This is a genomic window from Marinobacter sp. DS40M6, assembly GCF_028581595.1.
Classification (GTDB): Bacteria; Pseudomonadota; Gammaproteobacteria; order Pseudomonadales; family Oleiphilaceae; genus Marinobacter; species Marinobacter salarius.
Genome location: NZ_JAFCAE010000001.1, coordinates 756747 through 775376, shown reverse-complemented (window position 1 = coordinate 775376; position 18630 = coordinate 756747). Strand labels below are relative to the sequence as shown.

At 58.1% G+C, this 18630-nt stretch carries 26 protein-coding genes; 16 read left to right on the top strand and 10 right to left on the bottom strand.

Annotated elements, in window-relative coordinates; all coding sequences use genetic code 11:
• Positions 1–53: 53 nt before the first annotated feature.
• Together JJO78_RS03485 and JJO78_RS03480 are read right to left on the bottom strand one after the other, a co-directional pair.
• The gene (locus JJO78_RS03485) at positions 54–488 is read right to left on the bottom strand and encodes a GFA family protein (RefSeq protein ID WP_075195385.1); all 435 of its coding nucleotides are present in this window, start codon (positions 486–488) and stop codon (positions 54–56) included.
• 36 nt (positions 489–524) lie between these two features.
• Positions 525–1463: a carbon-nitrogen hydrolase family protein gene (locus JJO78_RS03480; RefSeq protein ID WP_075195386.1), complete on the bottom strand. Its 939-nt coding sequence runs from the start codon at positions 1461–1463 to the stop codon at positions 525–527.
• 144 nt (positions 1464–1607) lie between these two features.
• Here JJO78_RS03480 and JJO78_RS03475 point away from each other — a divergent pair, with 144 nt between their 5' ends.
• Together JJO78_RS03475 and JJO78_RS03470 are read left to right on the top strand one after the other, a co-directional pair.
• Positions 1608–2291: a winged helix-turn-helix transcriptional regulator gene (locus JJO78_RS03475; RefSeq protein ID WP_075195387.1), complete on the top strand. Its 684-nt coding sequence runs from the start codon at positions 1608–1610 to the stop codon at positions 2289–2291.
• Positions 2292–2438: 147 nt separating this feature from the next.
• Entirely contained in the window at positions 2439–3080 is a 642-nt protein-coding gene (locus JJO78_RS03470) for a DUF2959 domain-containing protein (RefSeq protein WP_075195555.1), read from the top strand.
• A 17-nt stretch (positions 3081–3097) separates the two neighbouring features.
• Here the strand turns inward: JJO78_RS03470 and JJO78_RS03465 are convergent, their stop codons facing one another.
• Together JJO78_RS03465 and JJO78_RS03460 are read right to left on the bottom strand one after the other, a co-directional pair.
• Entirely contained in the window at positions 3098–3394 is a 297-nt protein-coding gene (locus JJO78_RS03465) for a type II toxin-antitoxin system RelE/ParE family toxin (protein WP_075195388.1), read from the bottom strand.
• Positions 3394–3633: a type II toxin-antitoxin system ParD family antitoxin gene (locus tag JJO78_RS03460; protein WP_041334363.1), complete on the bottom strand. Its 240-nt coding sequence runs from the start codon at positions 3631–3633 to the stop codon at positions 3394–3396. The genes JJO78_RS03465 and JJO78_RS03460 overlap by 1 nt, the downstream gene beginning before the upstream one ends.
• Before the next feature lie 183 nt (positions 3634–3816).
• On the opposite strand from JJO78_RS03460, the gene JJO78_RS03455 reads away from it, so the two are divergent.
• A complete protein-coding gene (locus tag JJO78_RS03455; protein WP_256713578.1) occupies positions 3817–3939 on the top strand; it encodes a hypothetical protein in 123 nt (40 codons plus the stop codon).
• Between the two features lie 137 nt (positions 3940–4076).
• Positions 4077–4709: a glutathione S-transferase family protein gene (locus JJO78_RS03450; RefSeq protein ID WP_075195389.1), complete on the top strand. Its 633-nt coding sequence runs from the start codon at positions 4077–4079 to the stop codon at positions 4707–4709.
• A 49-nt stretch (positions 4710–4758) separates the two neighbouring features.
• On the opposite strand, the gene JJO78_RS03445 is transcribed toward JJO78_RS03450, so the two are convergent.
• Genes JJO78_RS03445 through JJO78_RS03435 form a run of 3 tightly spaced genes read right to left on the bottom strand, consistent with a single transcriptional unit; the run spans position 4759 to position 6165 of the window.
• A complete protein-coding gene (locus JJO78_RS03445) occupies positions 4759–5460 on the bottom strand; it encodes an ArsR/SmtB family transcription factor (protein WP_075195390.1) in 702 nt (233 codons plus the stop codon).
• On the bottom strand, positions 5457–5804 hold the full coding sequence (locus tag JJO78_RS03440) for an antibiotic biosynthesis monooxygenase family protein (protein ID WP_036202549.1): 348 nt from the start codon (positions 5802–5804) through the stop codon (positions 5457–5459). The genes JJO78_RS03445 and JJO78_RS03440 overlap by 4 nt, the downstream gene beginning before the upstream one ends.
• Position 5805: 1 nt before the next feature.
• Entirely contained in the window at positions 5806–6165 is a 360-nt protein-coding gene (locus JJO78_RS03435; RefSeq protein ID WP_075195391.1) for an NIPSNAP family protein, read from the bottom strand.
• Between the two features lie 129 nt (positions 6166–6294).
• On the opposite strand from JJO78_RS03435, the gene JJO78_RS03430 reads away from it, so the two are divergent.
• The 4 genes from JJO78_RS03430 (at position 6295) to JJO78_RS03415 (ending at position 8592) form a co-directional block, all read left to right on the top strand.
• Positions 6295–6909 carry a class I SAM-dependent methyltransferase gene (locus JJO78_RS03430; RefSeq protein WP_036202545.1) on the top strand — a complete coding sequence of 205 codons (615 nt, stop codon included), beginning with the start codon at positions 6295–6297 and terminating at the stop codon, positions 6907–6909.
• Positions 6910–6951: 42 nt separating this feature from the next.
• Entirely contained in the window at positions 6952–7164 is a 213-nt protein-coding gene (locus JJO78_RS03425) for a hypothetical protein (protein WP_036202542.1), read from the top strand.
• Between the two features lie 96 nt (positions 7165–7260).
• Entirely contained in the window at positions 7261–8082 is an 822-nt protein-coding gene (locus JJO78_RS03420) for a YciI family protein (RefSeq protein ID WP_036202540.1), read from the top strand.
• 24 nt (positions 8083–8106) lie between these two features.
• Complete coding sequence (locus JJO78_RS03415; protein ID WP_036202538.1) at positions 8107–8592, top strand: VOC family protein; 486 nt, start codon at positions 8107–8109, stop codon at positions 8590–8592.
• Positions 8593–8606: 14 nt separating this feature from the next.
• On the opposite strand, the gene JJO78_RS03410 is transcribed toward JJO78_RS03415, so the two are convergent.
• The gene (locus JJO78_RS03410; RefSeq protein ID WP_036202536.1) at positions 8607–9497 is read right to left on the bottom strand and encodes a LysR family transcriptional regulator; all 891 of its coding nucleotides are present in this window, start codon (positions 9495–9497) and stop codon (positions 8607–8609) included.
• A gap of 117 nt (positions 9498–9614) precedes the next feature.
• On the opposite strand from JJO78_RS03410, the gene JJO78_RS03405 reads away from it, so the two are divergent.
• The 6 genes from JJO78_RS03405 to JJO78_RS03380 all read left to right on the top strand — a co-directional run bounded on the left by JJO78_RS03405 (position 9615) and on the right by JJO78_RS03380 (position 15117).
• Positions 9615–10052, top strand: coding sequence for a DoxX family protein (locus JJO78_RS03405; protein WP_036202534.1), 438 nt, complete (start codon positions 9615–9617; stop codon positions 10050–10052).
• 16 nt (positions 10053–10068) lie between these two features.
• Positions 10069–10842 carry a DODA-type extradiol aromatic ring-opening family dioxygenase gene (locus tag JJO78_RS03400; protein ID WP_075195392.1) on the top strand — a complete coding sequence of 258 codons (774 nt, stop codon included), beginning with the start codon at positions 10069–10071 and terminating at the stop codon, positions 10840–10842.
• A 116-nt stretch (positions 10843–10958) separates the two neighbouring features.
• A complete protein-coding gene (locus JJO78_RS03395) occupies positions 10959–11363 on the top strand; it encodes a DUF2946 domain-containing protein (RefSeq protein WP_178380779.1) in 405 nt (134 codons plus the stop codon).
• A gap of 39 nt (positions 11364–11402) precedes the next feature.
• Positions 11403–12800 (top strand): PepSY-associated TM helix domain-containing protein, encoded by a 1398-nt coding sequence (locus tag JJO78_RS03390; protein WP_075195394.1) that lies wholly within the window; start codon positions 11403–11405, stop codon positions 12798–12800.
• 56 nt (positions 12801–12856) lie between these two features.
• Complete coding sequence (locus JJO78_RS03385; protein WP_075195395.1) at positions 12857–13495, top strand: TetR/AcrR family transcriptional regulator; 639 nt, start codon at positions 12857–12859, stop codon at positions 13493–13495.
• Positions 13492–15117, top strand: a complete 1626-nt coding sequence (locus tag JJO78_RS03380; RefSeq protein WP_075195396.1) for a phytoene desaturase family protein — start codon at positions 13492–13494, stop codon at positions 15115–15117. Before JJO78_RS03385 ends, JJO78_RS03380 begins: the two co-directional genes overlap by 4 nt.
• Before the next feature lie 4 nt (positions 15118–15121).
• Here the strand turns inward: JJO78_RS03380 and JJO78_RS03375 are convergent, their stop codons facing one another.
• The gene (locus tag JJO78_RS03375; RefSeq protein ID WP_075195397.1) at positions 15122–16078 is read right to left on the bottom strand and encodes a helix-turn-helix transcriptional regulator; all 957 of its coding nucleotides are present in this window, start codon (positions 16076–16078) and stop codon (positions 15122–15124) included.
• A 150-nt stretch (positions 16079–16228) separates the two neighbouring features.
• Here JJO78_RS03375 and JJO78_RS03370 point away from each other — a divergent pair, with 150 nt between their 5' ends.
• The gene (locus tag JJO78_RS03370) at positions 16229–16864 is read left to right on the top strand and encodes a glutathione S-transferase family protein (protein WP_075195398.1); all 636 of its coding nucleotides are present in this window, start codon (positions 16229–16231) and stop codon (positions 16862–16864) included.
• Between the two features lie 3 nt (positions 16865–16867).
• On the opposite strand, the gene JJO78_RS03365 is transcribed toward JJO78_RS03370, so the two are convergent.
• Positions 16868–17785 carry a LysR substrate-binding domain-containing protein gene (locus tag JJO78_RS03365; RefSeq protein ID WP_178380780.1) on the bottom strand — a complete coding sequence of 306 codons (918 nt, stop codon included), beginning with the start codon at positions 17783–17785 and terminating at the stop codon, positions 16868–16870.
• A gap of 121 nt (positions 17786–17906) precedes the next feature.
• Between JJO78_RS03365 and JJO78_RS03360 the strand changes: the two genes are divergently transcribed.
• Positions 17907–18629, top strand: a complete 723-nt coding sequence (locus tag JJO78_RS03360) for an FMN-dependent NADH-azoreductase (RefSeq protein ID WP_075195400.1) — start codon at positions 17907–17909, stop codon at positions 18627–18629.
• Position 18630 lies beyond the last annotated feature (1 nt).

The window sequence follows — 18630 nt, the reverse complement described above, 5'->3', positions numbered from 1 at the left end:
CCGGCGTTACAGGTCGGGGCAGGCTGTTTTACTTGAAAGCAGTTAGACTCCGCCTATTCAGCCACCTCGACCCCACTACCACCCATTTCCGAAGGCACATCCTTCAGTTTCGGAAGGCCATCGCGGATTCGCAGCACAGCCTCCTGATAGTGAACATGCACACCGGGCTCATAGGGGAACTCCGGAATGATCCCAGCGTAGACATCCGTCAGCCCCATGGAAGGGTGCTCGGTGAACAGGTGACCGCCACAGGTTTTGCACCATTTACGGCTGCTTCCCGGTGTCTTGTTGTAGGTGCCAATGTTGTCTGAGCCCTGTTGGATGGAAACAGCGTCCGGCTTCCATAGGGTGAATGCGTTCACCGGGCTGGCCGACCAGTGCCGGCAGGATTCGCAATGGCAGTAGCCCATGGCTTCCGGATTACCCCTGACGGTTAACTGGACCGCCCCGCAAAAACAGCTTCCGTGGTAGACCTTTTCTTCGTTCATGACACATCCCCCTCATTGATTCCGTCACTTGTCTCCCTATTCATTGAAGCTGACCGGCCTTTGCGGCCGGGTGTTCACTTGCAGTGAGAAGATGTCCGGCCGGGCGTAGTGGCCGACGATATCAAGGCTGCGCCTTGCCGCGTTCACTTCGGTGACATCAATGTCTGCCAGCAGGAGGCCGGTCTCCTTTCGCAGGGGGCCGGCTACGATTTCCCCGGCGGGCGAAATGACCACGGAATCACCACAGTTAATCCATTCTTCCTTGTCCGGATACAGGCGGTCAACCTCCGGAAAGTCATCGGGCAGATCGCTCGTGCGTAGCACATTACCGGCGCCGAGCACCCAGCACCCGCCTTCCCTGGCAATGTGCTGAAGGGTGCGAACCCAGCGGTCGCCGCTGTCGTAGGTGGGGGCGATGTATATATCGATGCCCTGGGCGAACAGTGCGTAGCGCGCCAGTGGCATGTAGTTTTCCCAGCACACCAGTGACCCGACCCGGCCAACGGGGGTGTCGGTGACTTTCATCCCGCTGGCATCGCCGAAGCCCCATACCATGCGTTCCGGGTTGGTGGGCATGAGTTTGCGGTGGCAGTTCTGCACCGTGCCCTCGGGGCTGATGGTGATTACCGAGTTGTAGAGGGTGGCGCGGCTGGTGTCTTCGTCGCGTTCGTCGATGCCGCACACGATGGTCACCTGCATTTCCTTGGCGACCTCCAGCAGGGGCCGCAACTGGTCAGAACCAAGCTGGACAGCGTTGTCCAGCAGTCGCCGGTGCAACTGCTCCGAGAGCCCCCAATCACCGCCCGGTTTCAGCCGCCATATCCAGACGGGATAACCGGGGATGAAGGCTTCCGAGAAAACGATCAGCCGGGCTCCCTGGTTGGCGGCGTCCTGCACCAATTGCACTGCCCTTGCGATGGTCTTTTCCCGGTCCAGAAAGACCGGTGGTTCCTGAATGATGGCGAGCTTGATCATGGTATTCCCCTTTCCCGTGGTGTCTGAAATCACTATCCCCCCGGCCGGGTGCAGGCGATAGTCCAGAAAATGGAGCGCCAGCCATGCGAAAAAGGGCTAGGATGAAAGTTCGGGGCACTCACGCCGCCCAGGGAGCCAAAGCCCATGACCAACTATGGACAGTTCTGCACCGTTGCCCGGGGTTCGGAAATACTCGGGGAACGCTGGACACCGCTGGTGGTGAGGGAGCTGCTGTGTGGCAGCACACACTTCAATGAAATCCGGCGGGGGTTGCCAAGAATGTCGGCAACGCTCCTGGCTCAGCGCCTGAAAAAGCTGGAGGAAGTGGGGGTGCTTCGACGCGTGCAGGAGGGCAACAACCAGGAGTATGTGCTTACACCGGCGGGTGAGGAGCTGCGCCCGATCATCCTGGCCATTGGTCACTGGGGAGCGAGATGGATTGGCAGCCGCTTGCAGGCAAACCAGCTCGATGCCGGTTTCCTGATGTGGGATATCCGCCGTTTCGCACACATTGACGAATTCCCTTCCGATCGCAAAGTGGTCATCCACTTTTTCCTGAACGATGCCCGGCACCGGGAACGGCACTGGTGGCTGGTGGTTGCCAACGGCGAGATCGATCTGTGCCGTGAAGACCCGGGCCACGAACTGACCCTGGTAGTGGAGGCCAGCGTCGCCAGCCTGACCGAAATCTGGACCGGCGACAGTGACCCGGATGCCGAGCAGCAGTCGCACCGGCTACTTGTGCGTGGCGGCAGGCGGGATACCCTGGACCTATGGCGGTGGTTGGGGCGGAGTGTGTTTGCGTCCAGTAAAGCCCCGGTAAAATAACCCCAGCGCGTCCCGAGCCATGGCGATAGCTGGCAGTAGCTTGTCATTGCACCATCGCCATGCTTCACTTTCCGGGTTCGCACCTATGCCCCAACCGGAGACGACCCTATGTCCACCCCAGTCACTGTCAGTTCAATAATGCCATCCATGACACGGCGGCTTTGGCTGGTGTTACTTAGTGTCGCGCTGCTGGGCGGTTGTTCCTCGCTGTACTACAACACCATGGAAAAGCTCGGCTTTGAAAAGCGCGACATCCTGGTGGACCGGGTGGAAAACGCGCGGGACAGCCAGAACGATGCCCAGGAGACGTTCCGCTCGTCCCTTGAACGTTTCCAGAGCGTGGTGGACACGCCGGATACCGATCTCAAGGAGCGCTACGCCGAGATCAGCGATGCCTACGAAGACAGCAAGTCCAGCGCGGAAGATGTCCGTGACCGTATCGACAAGGTGGAAGACGTTGCAGAAGCCCTCTTCGATGAATGGGAAGACGAACTCGGTGAATACGAAAGCGACTCCCTGCGCCGCAGCAGCGAACAACAGCTTGATGAAACCCGCACCCAGTACAGCCAGTTGATCAGCCGCATGCACGATGCCGAGGAGCGCATGGACCCGGTACTGGAGGCATTTCAGGATCAGGTGCTGTATCTCAAGCACAATCTGAACGCCCAGGCGATCGGCTCGCTGGAGAATGAGCTGGTGGGTATCCGCCAGGACGTGGATGCGCTGATTCGCAATATGGAGCAGTCGATTGCGGAATCCGAGGCGTTTATCCGGCGTTTTCGTCAGTAAGTCAGAGCGACGAAGCCCTATAGCAAATGCCCCTCGGGCAACATGCGCTTATGAAGGATCCGGATAATTTCAGTTGTACCGTCTGCAGCTAACCGATAAAAAATGATATGGCTGCTCTGAGGGTATTGCTGATAGCCAGGGCTGATTTCGTGGCAGGCCCGCCCCAGGTTCGGGTTTTCGCCCAGGAGGTGGAAACACTGGTCGAACTGAAGGAGGTAATGATTTCGTTGATCTCGACCCCATTTACGTTCCGTGTAAAGTGCAATCGATCTAAGATCAGCTTTGGCCTTCCTGGAAAGCTTGAAGTTTGGCATTACCGTTTTTCGCTATCCAGCTCCTGAATGAATGAATCGTAGGAGTAGTCTTCAAAACCACTGTCCTCTCCTTCCTTAAGTAGTTTTCGGAGTGTTGTCAGACGGGTTTCAGACTCTTCAAGCAGGCGCAACCCTGCACGTACAACTTCGCTGGTCGAGCTGTATCGGCCATTTTTGAGCTGTTCTGTAATGAACGCATCAAAGTGTTGGCCTAAAGTGATGCTGGTATTCTTTTGCATCGTGACACCTCACTGGTACCAATAATTGGTATATTTTGATCTAGACTGGGGTGCATTTCAATCCGTGCGATGCCTCCCTTATCACCGCCACCCGCAGAGTCAGAGCGACAAAGTGTCGAAGGTGCCTTCGACGGCCTCCACAAAGCTGCGCTCCTATATTGAAAGGGGGCAAGTTCGTGTCTGATGCCGGGAACGCCCCGCTACGCCAAGAGCCCGGTGCGGGACGAGGAAACCTACCGTAAGAAACTGGCGATCACTCAGGGATACTTCCGGCCAGACTGGTCGGTTCTGGATCGGTTTTCCTAATCGCCCGGAAGTGACTCGTTAACTTCAATCATTGCTCAAAGGTAAAATTACAATGTGATGTCGATTTCACATGCTCCGGTTCGACTTAATTAAGAACCCATCGAACAAACGGTGCCCACGCATCGGAGGAGCAGGAAATGCTGAAATTATACGGAACACCCCCAACCCGCGCCTTGCGCGTTGTCTGGCTGCTTAACGAACTGGGCCTTGAGCACGAACTGCACCCGGTAGACCTTATGCAGGATGAGCATCACCAACAGAACTTTCTTTCTCTCAACCCTGCCGCCAAGGTGCCGGTATTGGTGGATGGGGACCTTGTGTTAACTGAATCGGCCGCAATTCAGCTCTACCTGGCCGAAAAATACCCTCAGGCCGGATTCATTCCCGAGACATTGGAAGACAGGGCACAGATGTACCGCTGGATGTTCTTCCTTGTGACCGAGGTCGAACAACCTTTGTGGCGCATCGCCCGCCACACGTTCGTTTACCCGGACGAGAAGCGAATACCTCAGGATGTCGAGCTGGCGAGACAGGAATGCCTGGAAATGATAGAGGTGCTTGAACGGCACATGTCGGAACGCGAGTTCATGGTTGGCGACCGGCTAAGCGTGGCGGATTTCAACGCGGCATATACACTGGACTGGGCCAACACAGAGGAGATGCTTGCGGGCGCTCCGCGGTTGCGGGACTATCTCAAGGCAATGTACGCCCGCCCCACAGCTCCGCCAACCATCGCTGAAGCGTTCGCTGCGATGGAAAGCAGCGGCTGAGGGTTAACAGGGGTATTGTCCACGGTCTTCGGAAACCGCTTCGCCACAATCACACCTCACTCCAGCGTGCCGCACCCAACCAGCGGCACAAGGCTGTGGCGCCTTTCGCAGTCACTTTCAATTCCCGACCTGCTTCACGCCGTCGCAGATAGTCGTTATCGAGCAGGTGGTTGCAAATCTGCTGTCCCAAAGGGCCGGCTATGTGAAACCGGCGCTCACTCCAGTCGAGACATGGGCGACACAAAGGCACGGAGTTAACAGATTGGGGCTGGCCGAACGACAAACCAATGGGCGCCAATGCTGTCTGTAGCCGGTCTGTTAGAGCGCCCCCATCAGGTTCGAGCACAATGGCTTGCTCTGCCATCAAATAGTCTGCAACGGCGACACCCAGGCGACCACCAAGATGGTCGTAACACATCCTTGCCCGCCTCATGCCGGGATCGCGTGGACCGGTATCGACCCTGGCCGGTTTCCGGCCCAACGCGGCGACCTGCATGATGCCCTCCAGCATTGTCGCTACCTCTCTTGATGCCAGGCGATGGTAGCGATGCCGCCCTTGTTTCAGCAACACCAACAACTCCGCCTCAATCAGAAGCGACAGATGTCCGCTGGCGGTCTGAGGAGAAACCCCTCCTATTCTCGCCAACTCATGCGCGGTATACGCACGGCCATCCATGAGTGCCAGCAACATGGTAGCGCGGGCAGGAACTCCCACTAGTGACGCTATTCGGGCAATTTCGTTCGTGTTCACGAGTTATGATGAGCCTTTGAATCGTTAGGCGCTGCTGATCGATCAGAAAGCCCATAATCCCGGACAACGTCCGCCACTCTCAACCGATAGTCGGAAAAGATCTCACTCCGCCCTTTGGCCTGGGCGTGACGATGGGCTTCCATGTTCCGCCATTGCGCAATAGCGGCTTCATCCCGCCAGAGCGACAGGGACAGTATCCGGCCAGGGTGCGTGAGGCTCTCGAAACGCTCAATGGATATGAAGCCGTCTATTTGTTCTAAAAGCGGCGCCAACGCGGCTGCTTCATCGAGATATTCGGCGGTTTTACCCGGGCGTGGTTCCAACTCAAATATCACTGCCAACATTTTAGATCTCCTCCACAGAGTCAGAGCAACGACGTGTTGAAGGTACATTCACGGTGCCTTCGGCGGCTTCCACAAAGCTGCGCTCTTCCCGTAGTATAAAGCGCTGGGATTCAGCGAGCGCAAAGTTCCTTTTTCCGGCCTCATCCGCCTTCAGGCGACACCGATACGATTCGTAGCTTGCAAGAGAATCAAACCCGATAAGGCCCCAGGCGATGTCGTTGGTTCCTTCCGAGGGCAGGAAGTAGCCGATCAAGTCACCGCCGCAACGCGGAATGATGTCACCCCAGTTTTTGGCGTAAACTTTAAACTGCTCTTTCTGGAAGGGGTCTATCTGATAGCGAATGACGCAAACGATGGGCATTGAAAGCCTCCTGAACCGTTAGTTTAGGCGCCTATTGTGCAACTTAATTCAATGCGAATGTTTCGCTGTGGACCGAAGTGAATCCGGGACAGATTTTACTGACAGCCTGCTTACAGGAGCGTTTGCACGATGAAGGCCTCAAAGGAATTCTGGGACAAGAGCGCACCCCGATATGCGAAAAGCCCGGTGCGGGACGAGGAAACCTACCGGAAAAAACTCGACATCACCCAAGGATATTTCCGGCCAGACTGGTCGGTACTGGAGTTCGGCTGTGGAACCGGCAGCACTGCCCTGGTTCATGCGCCCTATGTAAAAGAAATTCTTGCGACCGACATATCCGGCAAAATGCTGGACATCGCCACACAGAAAGCCCGGGATGCTGGTGTCGAGAACGTGCGCTTTCAGCAGGGCACCATGGAAACTCTGGCGCTGGAGGCGGAAACCTTTGATGCGGTGCTGGGGCTCAATATTCTCCATCTGCTGGAAAACCCCGAAACGGCGATTGCCCGGGTTCATGAACTGCTGAAACCCGGTGGCGTTTTTGTTTCCAGCACCGCCCTGGTGGGCGAACTGATGGTGCTCTGGCGGCTGTTGATTCCAGCCATGCAGGCGGTGGGGTTGGCGCCGTTCGTGAACCGCTTTAGCCGGCAATCACTGGTAGCGATGCTGGCCAAGGCAGGGTTCAGCATCGATTATGAATGGCAGCCGGGTAAGTCGTCAGTGTTTTTGGTGGCCCGGAAGTGACCCCGTCAACAGAGAACCCTGTTGGCTCAACGAGGATTTAGTATGGCAGAAGTCCCCCAAAAACAGTCCGGAACCAGCGGCTACTCCTGGAAACTGTCTGCCGTTGCAGCCGTGGCGTCTGTCATCGGCGCGGTAGTCTCGTTCGGGGAGGTGTCACCAATCATTACCGGGTTGATTCTCCTTGCCGCCGTTGGCTGGGGCTTTACCGCACGGGACAACAAACGAGCGGCGGAACAGGCAAAAGACGCACAGTAAACGACGTTCCTGAAAATTTTTCCTTCCCCTGTCGATTTCGTCCCGTCCCACGCGACTAACCAGTGAAACCACCAACAATCACTGGAGAACGACGACATGAAATACATGCTGATGCGCAAGGCCGATGCGGACACCGAGAATGGCGTAATGCCCACGGATGACCTCTTGCAGGCGATGGCGGACTATAACGAGCGTATGACGCAGGCAGGGGTGTTTACCGGTGGCGACGGTTTGTGGCCCACCCGCGAAGGCTGCCGCATTCAGTTCCGCAACGGTGAGCCAACTGTTGTCAACGGACCCTTCGAGCAGACCAGCGAGCTGCTGGCCGGCTACAGTGTGCTTGAGGTGGATTCTTTTGAAGACGCCATCGCCTGGGCAAAACAGTGGCCAAAAGAGGATGCTGGCGGCAATGTCACCCTTGAGTTACGCCGTTACTTTACGCTGGAGGATTTCGCGCCCAGCCCCGCACTTGAGAAGCATCGTTCGCAGGAAAAACTGCCACGGGAGATGAACGTGCACGTGGCGTTTGGCGGCAACTGCCGGGAAGCCATGGAATTCTATGCGAAGGTCACCGCCGGCACTCTGGAAGCCGTGATTACCTACGGCGAAACGCCAGCGGCAGAGGATGTGCCGAAGGAAATGCACGACCGCGTTGTTCATTCCTCCCTTAACATCCGTGGCCGTCGGCTGATGGGGGCGGATATGGCGGGAGACTGTTATCAGGCGCCGCAGGGTACGCAGATCCACCTTGAATACGATGATACCAAGCAGGCGGAGCGGGTTTTCCGGGCACTGTCCGAAGGAGGCGCAGAGATCATGCCGTTCGAACAGACCTTCTGGGCTCATCGTTTCGGAATGACCAAGGATCGATTTGGGGTCCAGTGGATGATCAGCAGCGGGCTTGAGCAGTGCCAGTAAATGACAACAACCGGGAGCCATACAATGACCAAGCGAGCGAAAAACACCATATGCCTCTGGTACAACGGCGATGCTGAGGAGGCGGCAAATTTCTACGCCAGAACCTTCCCGGATTCGTCCGTGGATGCTGTAAATCATGCGCCGGCAGACTACCCATCAGGCTCGGAAGGGGATGTACTGACGGTGGAGTTTACCGTGCTGGGCATTCCCTGCCTCGGGCTCAACGGTGGCCCCATCTTCACGCACAGCGAAGCGTTTTCATTCCAGGTGGCCACCGCGGATCAGGAGGAAACCGATCGCTACTGGAACGCGATTGTGGGCAACGGCGGCGAGGAAAGCGCCTGCGGCTGGTGCCGGGACAAGTGGGGTATTTCCTGGCAGATTACGCCGCAGGTGCTGTCGGACGCCATTGCCGACCCGGACCGCGCAACCGCGAAACGGGTTTTCGAGGCGATGATGACGATGGGTAAAATCGATGTTGCGGCTATTGAGGCGGCACGGCGGGGGTAGAAACACAGCCACGCCTACACAACCTCCGGAAACGCCGACACCAGGAAATCCACCAGCGCCCTCACCTTGGGAGTGACGAACTTGCGGGTGGGATAGACCGCGTACACACCCAGTTCGTCGGAGCGGTAATCCGGCATCAGCTCCACCAGTCGGCCTGCGTCCAGGTCATCCTGCACCAGAAAACTGGGCTGGTGGATCACACCTTGACCGGCCAGGGCGGCGGCACAGCAGGTTTCGCCGTTGTTGGCATGCATCCAGGGGCGTATCCGTGTGCTCACTGATCCATCGGGGCCGTCAAAATGCCAGTCGTTACCCGTGGCCAGGTTGCTGTAGGCGATGATCTTATGATGGATCAGCTCCTCGGGATGTTCTGGCATGCCGTGGGCGCTGAGGTATCCGGGAGAGGCGCATACAACAAGCCGCGTGGTGGTGAGACGCCGGCTGACCAGGGTGGAATTTCTCAAGCTGGCAATTCGGATCGCCAGATCAAAGCCTTCCTCAACAATATCCACAATGCGGTCGGACAGGTCGATGTTGAGTTCCACATCCGGATATTCACTATGAAACTGCCCCCACAAGGGCGCCAGGTGGCGAATGCCAAAGCTCACCGGGGCATTGATGCGCAACACACCCTTGGCGACGCCGCTGCGTGAGGTCAGTTCTGCCTCCGCCTCTTCCACTCCCGCCAGCAGTTCCCGGCATCGCACGTAGAACACTTCCCCTTCCGCGGTCAGCGACAGTCGCCGGGTGGTGCGGTGAAGAAGCCGCACCCCAAGCCGGGATTCGAGTTCACCAACGTAGCGGGATACGGCGGCTTTCGACATCCCCATTGCCTCCGAGGCGGCCACAAAACTGCTCTCGTCCACAACGGCGCAGAAGGTCTGCATCTCCAGCAATCTATCCATTCTATTGTTCCGATTTTTGAGACAGTTAATCCAATAAAAGCATGTTTATCCCAAAATAAGATATTCGTAAAGTATCCCCATGCTCAACGCACATCTCATACACAAGGAAACAGGATCATGAACAATACATTCCTCAACAAACTGCTCGACACCAACGCTGGCTGGGGCGCGCTTGCCCTGCGCATTCCCGTCGGCATCATTTTCGTGGCTCACGGCGCCCAGAAGCTGTTTGGCTGGTTCGGTGGCTACGGTCTGGAAGGCACCGGGCAGTGGTTGGATTCCATTGGCCTGAGCCCGGGTTACCTCATGGCTCTTCTGGCCGGTGGCACCGAGTTCCTGGGTGGCCTGGCGCTCATTATTGGGCTACTGGTTCGTCCCGCCAGTGCAGCACTGGCCTTCGCCATGTTGATTGCCATCTTCAGCGTGCATTTCCAGAATGGCCTGTTCATGAGCAACAACGGTTATGAATTCGCGCTGGCACTACTGGCGGCTTCAGCTTCCCTGCTGTTTAGCGGTGCCGGGCACGCTTCCGTAGACCGTTTGGCAACGAAATAAACAGGAGTATCGCGCCATGACCAGTCTGTTCGTATCCCACGGCGCTCCCACCTTTGCACTGGAGCCGGGCCTGGCAGGCCCGGCCCTCTCGCAGCTTGGAACGGAACTGCCCCGACCAACTGCGGTGCTGGTGGTGTCGCCCCACTGGATGACACAGGAAGTGCAGGTGGGGCTGTCAGAGGTACCGGCTACCATCCATGACTTTCGAGGCTTTGAGCCCGCCATGTACGAACTGGAGTACCCGGCGCATGGTCATCCCTCGCTCGCAAAGAAGGCTCTATCTCTGCTGGACAATGCCGGATGGAAGCCCGTCGCCGATGCCCAACGCGGTCTTGACCATGGTGCCTGGGTGCCGCTGACGTACCTTTACCCGGGGGCGTCGGTGCCGGTTTTCCAGGTCTCTCTGCCAGCGAACCTCGACAGCCAGTCCGCCTACCAACTGGGCCAGGTGCTGGCGCCGCTGCAAGAGGAAGGTGTGCTGATCGTCGGTTCGGGCAGTCTGACTCATAACCTCTACGAGGTACGCTGGAGGGATAACAACAGTGCAGAGTACGCAAAGGCCTTTAGCCAATGGGTTCGTGAAGCGGTTCTGGAGAACGACCAGGCACGCCTGATAAACACTCTGGCGCTCGCGCCCCATGCCCAACGCGCACACCCCACCACGGAGCACTTTCTGCCGTTGCTGGTTGCACTGGGTGCCGCTGGCCCCGACGCACGCGGCTCGGTCCTCGAGGGCGGCATTGAGCATGGTGTGCTGTCGATGGATTCCTTTATCTTTCGCAATGCCTGAAACCCGGAACCTTTGCTGCCGTATCTAATTCCGTTGCCCTGAACTGACCGATAACGGTAAAGTTCCTGCAGCAAAACGGACGCGGGGATGACCAGCCCCATGGATGCGGGTGGAATGTGACACTACAACGGCACAATCGATGGCCTGTATGGATAGCCCTGCTATCCATGCTGCTCATCTATCTGGGGCCATTGCTCACCAAAGCCCAGCTGCCCCAGCACGCCGAACCAACGCATCACTCTGCCGAGCCTTCCCATCACGCCAAGCACAAACGCCACGGCCACCCACCAGAGCACGCCCCCGACAAGCATTCTGACCCGCTCGAACACCTGGCCCATGGGGACTGTGGCTACTGCGTTTTGCTCACCAAACTGCCGGCCATGTCACCCCAGGGCGCCCAAGGTGCGCCTTCAGACCATCCTGGCAGCCGTCACCCTGCATCGCTGACCTCGATCTCTGCCCCACGGGGCATTCCAAGTTTTCCCAACGCGCCTGTTCGCGCCCCACCGCTCATCGTCTGACCTCCGCACTTTCCCTTTAAATCCGTAGTGAGGAAGACTATGAACGAATCACGCTCCACCGGCGCTGCGCGCTGGGGATACACTCTGCTTTTGCGCCTGCATTTCTACGCAGGACTTCTCGTTGGCCCGTTTATATTCGTGGCCGCCCTCTCAGGCGCGCTGTTCGCACTGACGCCACAGATTGAAAGCTGGCTCTACCACACCGAACTGACCACCGAGTTCACTGGCGATGCTCACCCACTGGCCGACCAGATCGGGGCTGCACGGAGCCATATTGGCAACGACGCCGCCCTCGCTGCAGTCCGCCCGGCACCAGAAGCGGGACAAACCACGCGGGTCATGTTTGTGGTGGAGGGCCTGCAACCCTACGAACATCAGGCAGTATTTGTGGACCCGGTTTCCCTGGCAATTCGCGGTGACCTGGTGGTTTACGGCACCAGCGGCACCCTGCCGTTCCGCATCTGGATCGATTATGTACACCGGCACTTACACTTGGGTGAGGTTGGTCGCTACTACAGCGAACTGGCCGCTTCCTGGCTCTGGCTGGTGGCACTGGGTGGCCTGTTCCTTTGGTGGCGACGCCGCTCAACCAGCCGAAGCGGCAAGGACACGGACCGAAGCACACTTCGCAAATGGCATAGTCGTATTGGCGTGGTGTTGTTGATGGCCTTTCTGTTCTTCTCGGTAACCGGCCTGACCTGGTCCAAGTGGGCCGGCGCCAACATTGCCGAACTGCGCGCGCAACTGGATTGGGGCACACCAGGGCTGAACACGCAGATCGTCGATTCAGCAGCCGCTCAGGCTCACAGCTATGGTGAACACGCCGGTCACGGAATGGCCATGCCAATGGCCGCGGGCAGGGACAACGCAGCCACCTACGATGCCGTACTGGCACGTGCCCGGGCTGCGGGCATCGATGCCGGCATGGTGGAAATCAAGCCGGCGGCAGACGCCAACCGCGCCTGGGTGGTTCGTGAAATCGACCGCAGCTGGCCGACACAGGTGGATATGGTGGCGTTTGATCCCAAGTCCATGACTGTGACCGACCGGGTGGATTTCGAAACCTTCCCGATCGCCGCCAAACTCACCCGCTGGGGCATCGACGCCCACATGGGCATTCTGTTTGGCCTGGCCAACGAGCTCTTTGTGGCGGCCTGCGCCTTGGGGCTGTGCGTGATGATCGCGTTGGGCTATCGAATGTGGTGGCTGAAGCGCCCGACGCGAGGGACATCCAATCAACGATCCGCCCAGCGGGTGTGGACAGAATTGCTCAAGGCACCGCCCCTGGCACTACTGACCATGGCGCTGATTGCGGTCGGATTGGGATGGTTTGCGCCGGTGATGGGCGTCAGTCTTGTGGTGTTTCTTGTTGTGGATGGGTTGCTGACCTTCCGGAGCTACAAGCAAAGCGAACAAGCAACCTCCGAATACAGTTGACAATCTCCTGCACCCTGTGATGTTATCACCGGTAACAATGTTATCGGTGATAACTTATGACTGTTAGCTCCACCCCACTCAAAACCAATTACCACCATGGTGACCTGCCTCAACAGGCGCACCAGTTAGCCCTCGAAATTCTGCGGGAACATGGCGATACGGCGATCAGCCTGCGGGCCCTGGCCAAGCAGATTGGGGTCAGTGCACCTGCGCTGTATCGACACTTCGTTGACCGGGACAGCCTGCTCGCAGAGCTCGCCACTACCGGTTTCAGTGCACTACGGGAACGACTGCTCGCCGTTGATCAAAGCGACCCCAGGCGGGCACTGATTGATATCGGCCTGGTTTACGTGTCGTTCGCCCGGGACGAACCCAATTTGTACCGGCTGATGTTTGGCGGGCGGGTGCTGCCCAAAGGCATTCACCCGCGCCTGGACACCGCCGGAAAGGGAGCTTTCCAAGTCCTGGAAGACACCATTGCACAAGCGCAGGCGGTCGATTACGTCAAACCGATTCCGTTGTCACTGATGACAGCTGCAGCCTGGTCCCTGGTACATGGCCTGTCCCAGTTGTCTATCGACGGGCACCTGCCCAGCACGAAGGCGGAACCTCACCTGACCGAAGGTGTTGTCACACTCCTGCTCGATGGCTCAATTGCCGAAAACAAACAACACAATAAGGACACCACATCATGAGTAGCCCCAAACCCAGTACTATCCGTGTCGGGCGCCGTTATCGCGCCAATCGTCTTGATGGCCACTACGACGCCATTGTCATCGGCTCCGGTATTGGCGGGCTTACCACCGCCGCCTGCATGAGCAAAATGGGCAAGAAAGTGGTGGTGTTCGAGCAGCACTACACCGCCGGGGGCTTTACACACAGCTACGATCGCAACGGCTACGAATGGGATGTAGGTGTGCATTACATTGGGGATGTGGGCGCGGACCACACCCTGAGCAAACGCCTGTTCGACCACATTACCGACGGCCAGTTGAAGTGGGCGCCCATGGACAGCCACTTTGACCGCATCTTTATTGGTAACCGCCACGTGGATCTTGTCGCCGGCCCGGACGCCTTCAAAGCAGAGTTGAAGAAGGAATTTCCCGGCGAGGAACAGGCCATAGATACCTACCTGGGTTATCTACGGCAAGTGGCCAAAGCCATGCCCGGGCTGGTGATCGGCAAAGTACTTCCGGACCTGGCAGCCGGGCCCCTGCGCAAGCTGGTCGACCGCACCGCACCTGCATTCCTCAACAAGCCTACACGAGAGGTTCTGGAGAGTCTGACCAACAACCAGGAACTGATCGCGGTGCTCACCGGCCAGTGGGGCGACAACGGCCTGCCACCAGCAGAATCCAGTTTCATCATCCACGCCCTGATTGCCCGCCACTACCTGTACGGCGGCTACTACCCCATCGGCGGTGCCTCTGAAATGGCGAAGACCATTATTCCGGTCATCCAGCAGAGTGGCGGGGAAGTGTTCACCTATGCCGACGTAAAAGAAATTCTGATCGAAAAAGGCAAGGCCGTGGGTGTGCGCATGGCAGACGGCGAGGACGTTCGTGCCCCGCTGGTGATCAGCAATGCCGGCGTATTCAACACGTTCGACAAACTGCTGCCGGAAACCTCACCCCACCGGGACTATTACCAGGAAAAGCTGAAAACCGTGGAACGCTCGATGGCCAGCAACTGCCTGTACATCGGCCTGGAAGATACCGCTGAGAACCTGAAGTTGCCGAAGACCAATTACTGGATCTATCCGGGCACCAACTACGAGAAGCAGGTCAGCGACTTTGTGGCCGCGCCGGACGAACACGACATTCCGCTGACGTACATCTCGTTCCCTTCCGCCAAAGACCCAAGCTTTGCCGAGCGCTATCCCGGCCGCGCCACGATCGAGATCGTCGCCCCCGGGCCTTATGACTGGTACGAGGACTGGGCGGACGAGACCTGGGGCAAGCGTGGTGACGAGTACGAGGCGAAGAAAGAAGCCTACGCCCAGCGGCTACTGGCGAAGCTGTATGAGAAGTTCCCGCATCTGGAAGGCAAGGTGGATTACTACGAGCTGTCGACGCCGCTGTCTACCGATTACTTCTGCCGCTACAGCAAGGGCGAGATCTATGGCCTGAACCATTCGCCCAGCCGCTTTGAACAGGACTGGCTGAAGCCCAAGACCCGCATTCCCGGCCTGTACCTGACCGGCCAGGATGTGATGACCTGCGGTGTGGCCGGGGCAATGATCGGCGGCCTGCTCGCCACCGTGGCGGTCAGTGGCCTGAAGGGGTTGCCGTTGGCGAAGAGGATGTTTGTGGGGTAAATCCTCACTCACAACATTCCAGCAACCGCGTGGCATGTTCCCGCAACGCATCCTTGAGCCCATCCGGCTTGAGGATGGTAAACCGGAACGGGAGCTGTGCCAGCCACCAGGAAAACCACTCAAAGCTGTCGGTTTGGGTGGTTAGCAACAAGCCATCTTCACGCTGTTCGAATCCCTCCGCACAGGAGGAGTGAAAACCAAACACGGCTGAGGCCGACTCACGGTCCGTATGGAGCACCAGCGATACCTCGTGGGTACTCCCCCAGGACAGGAAGCTCTCACTCAGGAAATCCGCCGCATCAAAATCCGGTGTCCGCTGAAAAGTGGCCGTTAACAGATGGACATGGCTGATGCGGTCCAGCCGGAACGAGCGCATGGCCTGGCGGAGATGGCAAAAGCCAGTTAAATACCAGCGCCCCTGACGGAACACCAGGCCGTAGGGATCCACGCTGCGGTCGATCCCGCCGTGGTCCGGGGAGTGGTAGGTAAACCCCACCGAGCGCATCGCTTCCGTGGCAACGGTCAGGGTTTGCAGGGCGCGGTCGTCCAGGCTGGGCTCGCCCCGGGGAAGGATCACCCGAGTGGTGTCGCTGACACCGCGTACCCGCTTTTTCAGGTTGGCCGGCATTACCCGTTCCAGCTTCGCCTGCACGCTGGCAATGGCCGGCGCCGCATCCGCCAGCCCAAGCTGTCGGGCGGCCAGCAGCCCGAGAGAAACCGCCAGGGTTTCCTCGTCGGTAAACATCATCGGCGGCAACTTGAAACCGGCCACCAGTCGGTATCCACCATAGCGCCCCTGCTCGGTCATCACCGGAATGCCCAGCTCTTCGAGCACTGTGATGTAGCGTCGGATGGTTCGCCGATCCACGCCCAACCGCTCCGCCAGTTCGGCACCGCCGATCTGACCGTGGGTCTGCAACAACTCCAGCACGGTTAACACACGCGTCGTGGGACCAGACATGGTCGCCTTCCTCCTGGCAGCTTTTCCGGTTATTTACATTAAAAATACATCTTCCCATTTATCTAGGACAGATATTGGCCTATTTCCACATTAATCTGATCTCGCAGTAACCCATTCCCCTGAAAACACAGGCTTGAAAAGGAGATCAGCATGTCGGAACTCACCTTTTACACCCACCCCATGTCACGTGGCCGCGTTGTGCGCTGGATGTTGGAAGAAGTCGGTATTCCCTACACGGTAGAGACGATGGATTTCGGCCCGGACATGAAAACCCCGGAATACCTGGCCATCAATCCCATGGGCAAGGTGCCCGCCATCAAACACGGCAGCACCATTGTGACCGAGGTGGCGGCCATCTGCGCTTACCTGGCGGACCAGTTCCCGGACAAGAAGCTTGCCCCACCGGCTGCCTCTCCGGAACGTGGCGCCTATTACCGCTGGCTGTTTTTCATGGCGGGCCCTTTCGAGATGGCTACCAGTGCGCTGGCCCACGGCTGGAAGATCGACAGCACAAACGTGCAGGCCGTCGGTTGCGGCCGGGTGGAAGACAGTATCAACACGCTGGAGAAAGTGTTGGGCAAGAGTCCCTACATTTGCGGTGACGCGTTTACCGCAGCGGATGTGCTGGTCAGCAGTTACCTGTGGTGGGAAACCATGCAGAAAAACATTCCGCCGAACAAGGTATTCCAGGAATACATCCAACGCACGGAAAGCCGGCCAGCGGCCAAGCGTGCCAATGAGCTGGATGATGCCCTGGTGGAGTCGATGAAAGCTGTCACAGCCTGACGATCAGGCGGTAGCAGCCGGCGATACTAGGCACAATCCGCCGGGGACATTCAGCACCCAGTCGCGGATAGCCAGTATCGTCGGGTCCTGCCGGCGGCTTTCCGGGTACACCAGATAGAAAGGCTTACCTTCAAGCTCCGGGCCGAAGGGCTGCACCAGCCGACCTTCGGCCAACTCATCCTCAATCAACGGCCGGCTCATCAACGCCACGCCCTGGCCACCTACCGCAGCGGAGATGGCGTGGGTTTCATCCGAAAACACCAACCCGGCACTGACATCCAACCCCGATATTTCCGCCTGTTTCTGCCAACCCGCCCAATCTATCGGGTTGACTATGGTCTGCTGGGGACGAAAGTGAATCAACGGATGGTTGGGCAGATCTTCAGGCCGTTTCAGCCCGAGGTAGGGGCTGCAAGCCGGTATAAACGTGTTATCGAACAGCTTCTCCGCGACCAAACCCGGCCAATGACCATCACCGTAGCGAACGGCGAGATCCGCCGTAACCCCGTCCAGGGCCACTGGTTCGTGTGAGGCGTGGATGCGCAGATCAATGTTCGGATGGCTGTCTCGCAACATGCACACCCAGGATAGCAGCCAACGTACCGCCACAGCCGGCGTGGTCGAGAGAGTAACCGCCTGGCGCGATGGCACCGCCTTCAGCCGCTCTATGGCATTGCCGATGTTATCGAACGCAGCCCCCAGCACCTCCTGCAGTTCTCGCCCTTGGGACGTCAGCACCAATTGCCGGGGTTTGCGAATGAATAGCTCAACCCCCAGTGCCTCCTCAAGCCCGCGAATCTGATGGCTGATGGCCGTGGCGGTCACCGACAGCTCCTGGGCAGCCTGCTTGGCACTCTCATGGCGGGCAGCAGCCTCAAAGGCTCGCAAGGCGGATAGCGAAGGCAGACGACGGGGGTTCATGGGTGAATTTGTCTCATCTATAGGTGCGAAAAATCATCGTTTGTGGCCCTTTAAGTATGGTTTTAGGCTTAATTCACTGTCAACAACAGATGAATTTACTTACAACCTGATGGAGCCCAAAATGACTCATATCCTGCAACTCGACGCCTCTGCCCGCCCTGGCCGCGCCGGCATCCACGAACACGGCTCCCACAGCCGCAGCCTGACACACCGGTTAGTTTCCCGGTGGCAGGCTCAACGCCCTGGCGATACCGTGACCTACCGCGATATCGGCGGCACGCCCCCATCCTTCATTGATCAGCAATGGATACAGGCGGCCTTTACTCCGCCCGAAAAGCACGAGCCCTGGATGAACGACACACTGGCAGAAAGTGACCAACTGATCGATGAACTGGTCGCCTCGGACATCCTGGTCATTGGTGCGCCACTCTATAATTTTGGTATGCCAGCGGCTCTGAAAGCATGGGTGGACCTGGTTGTTCGTATGGGCAGGACCGTGGAGTACGACCCATCCACCCCAGAAGCCCCCTTCACAGCACTGCTAGCAGACCGCCCCCGCCACGCGGTTATCCTGTCTTCCCGTGGCGGGGCTGGATTCGAGCCTGGAGGGGAGCTGGCACATATGAATCACCTTGAGCCAGGCCTGACCACGGTGCTTGAGTTTATAGGCATCACCAATGTGCACAGCATTGCCATTGAAAATCAGGAGGAAGGCGGCGAGGTGTTGGCGCAATCCGTTGCCGAGGCAGAACAACAGGTGGATGAACTGGTGCTGGCGTTGCAGGAAACACTCACCAAGGCGACACCTGCCATGACGTCGTCATCACTGGTAGGCTCGATGTAAT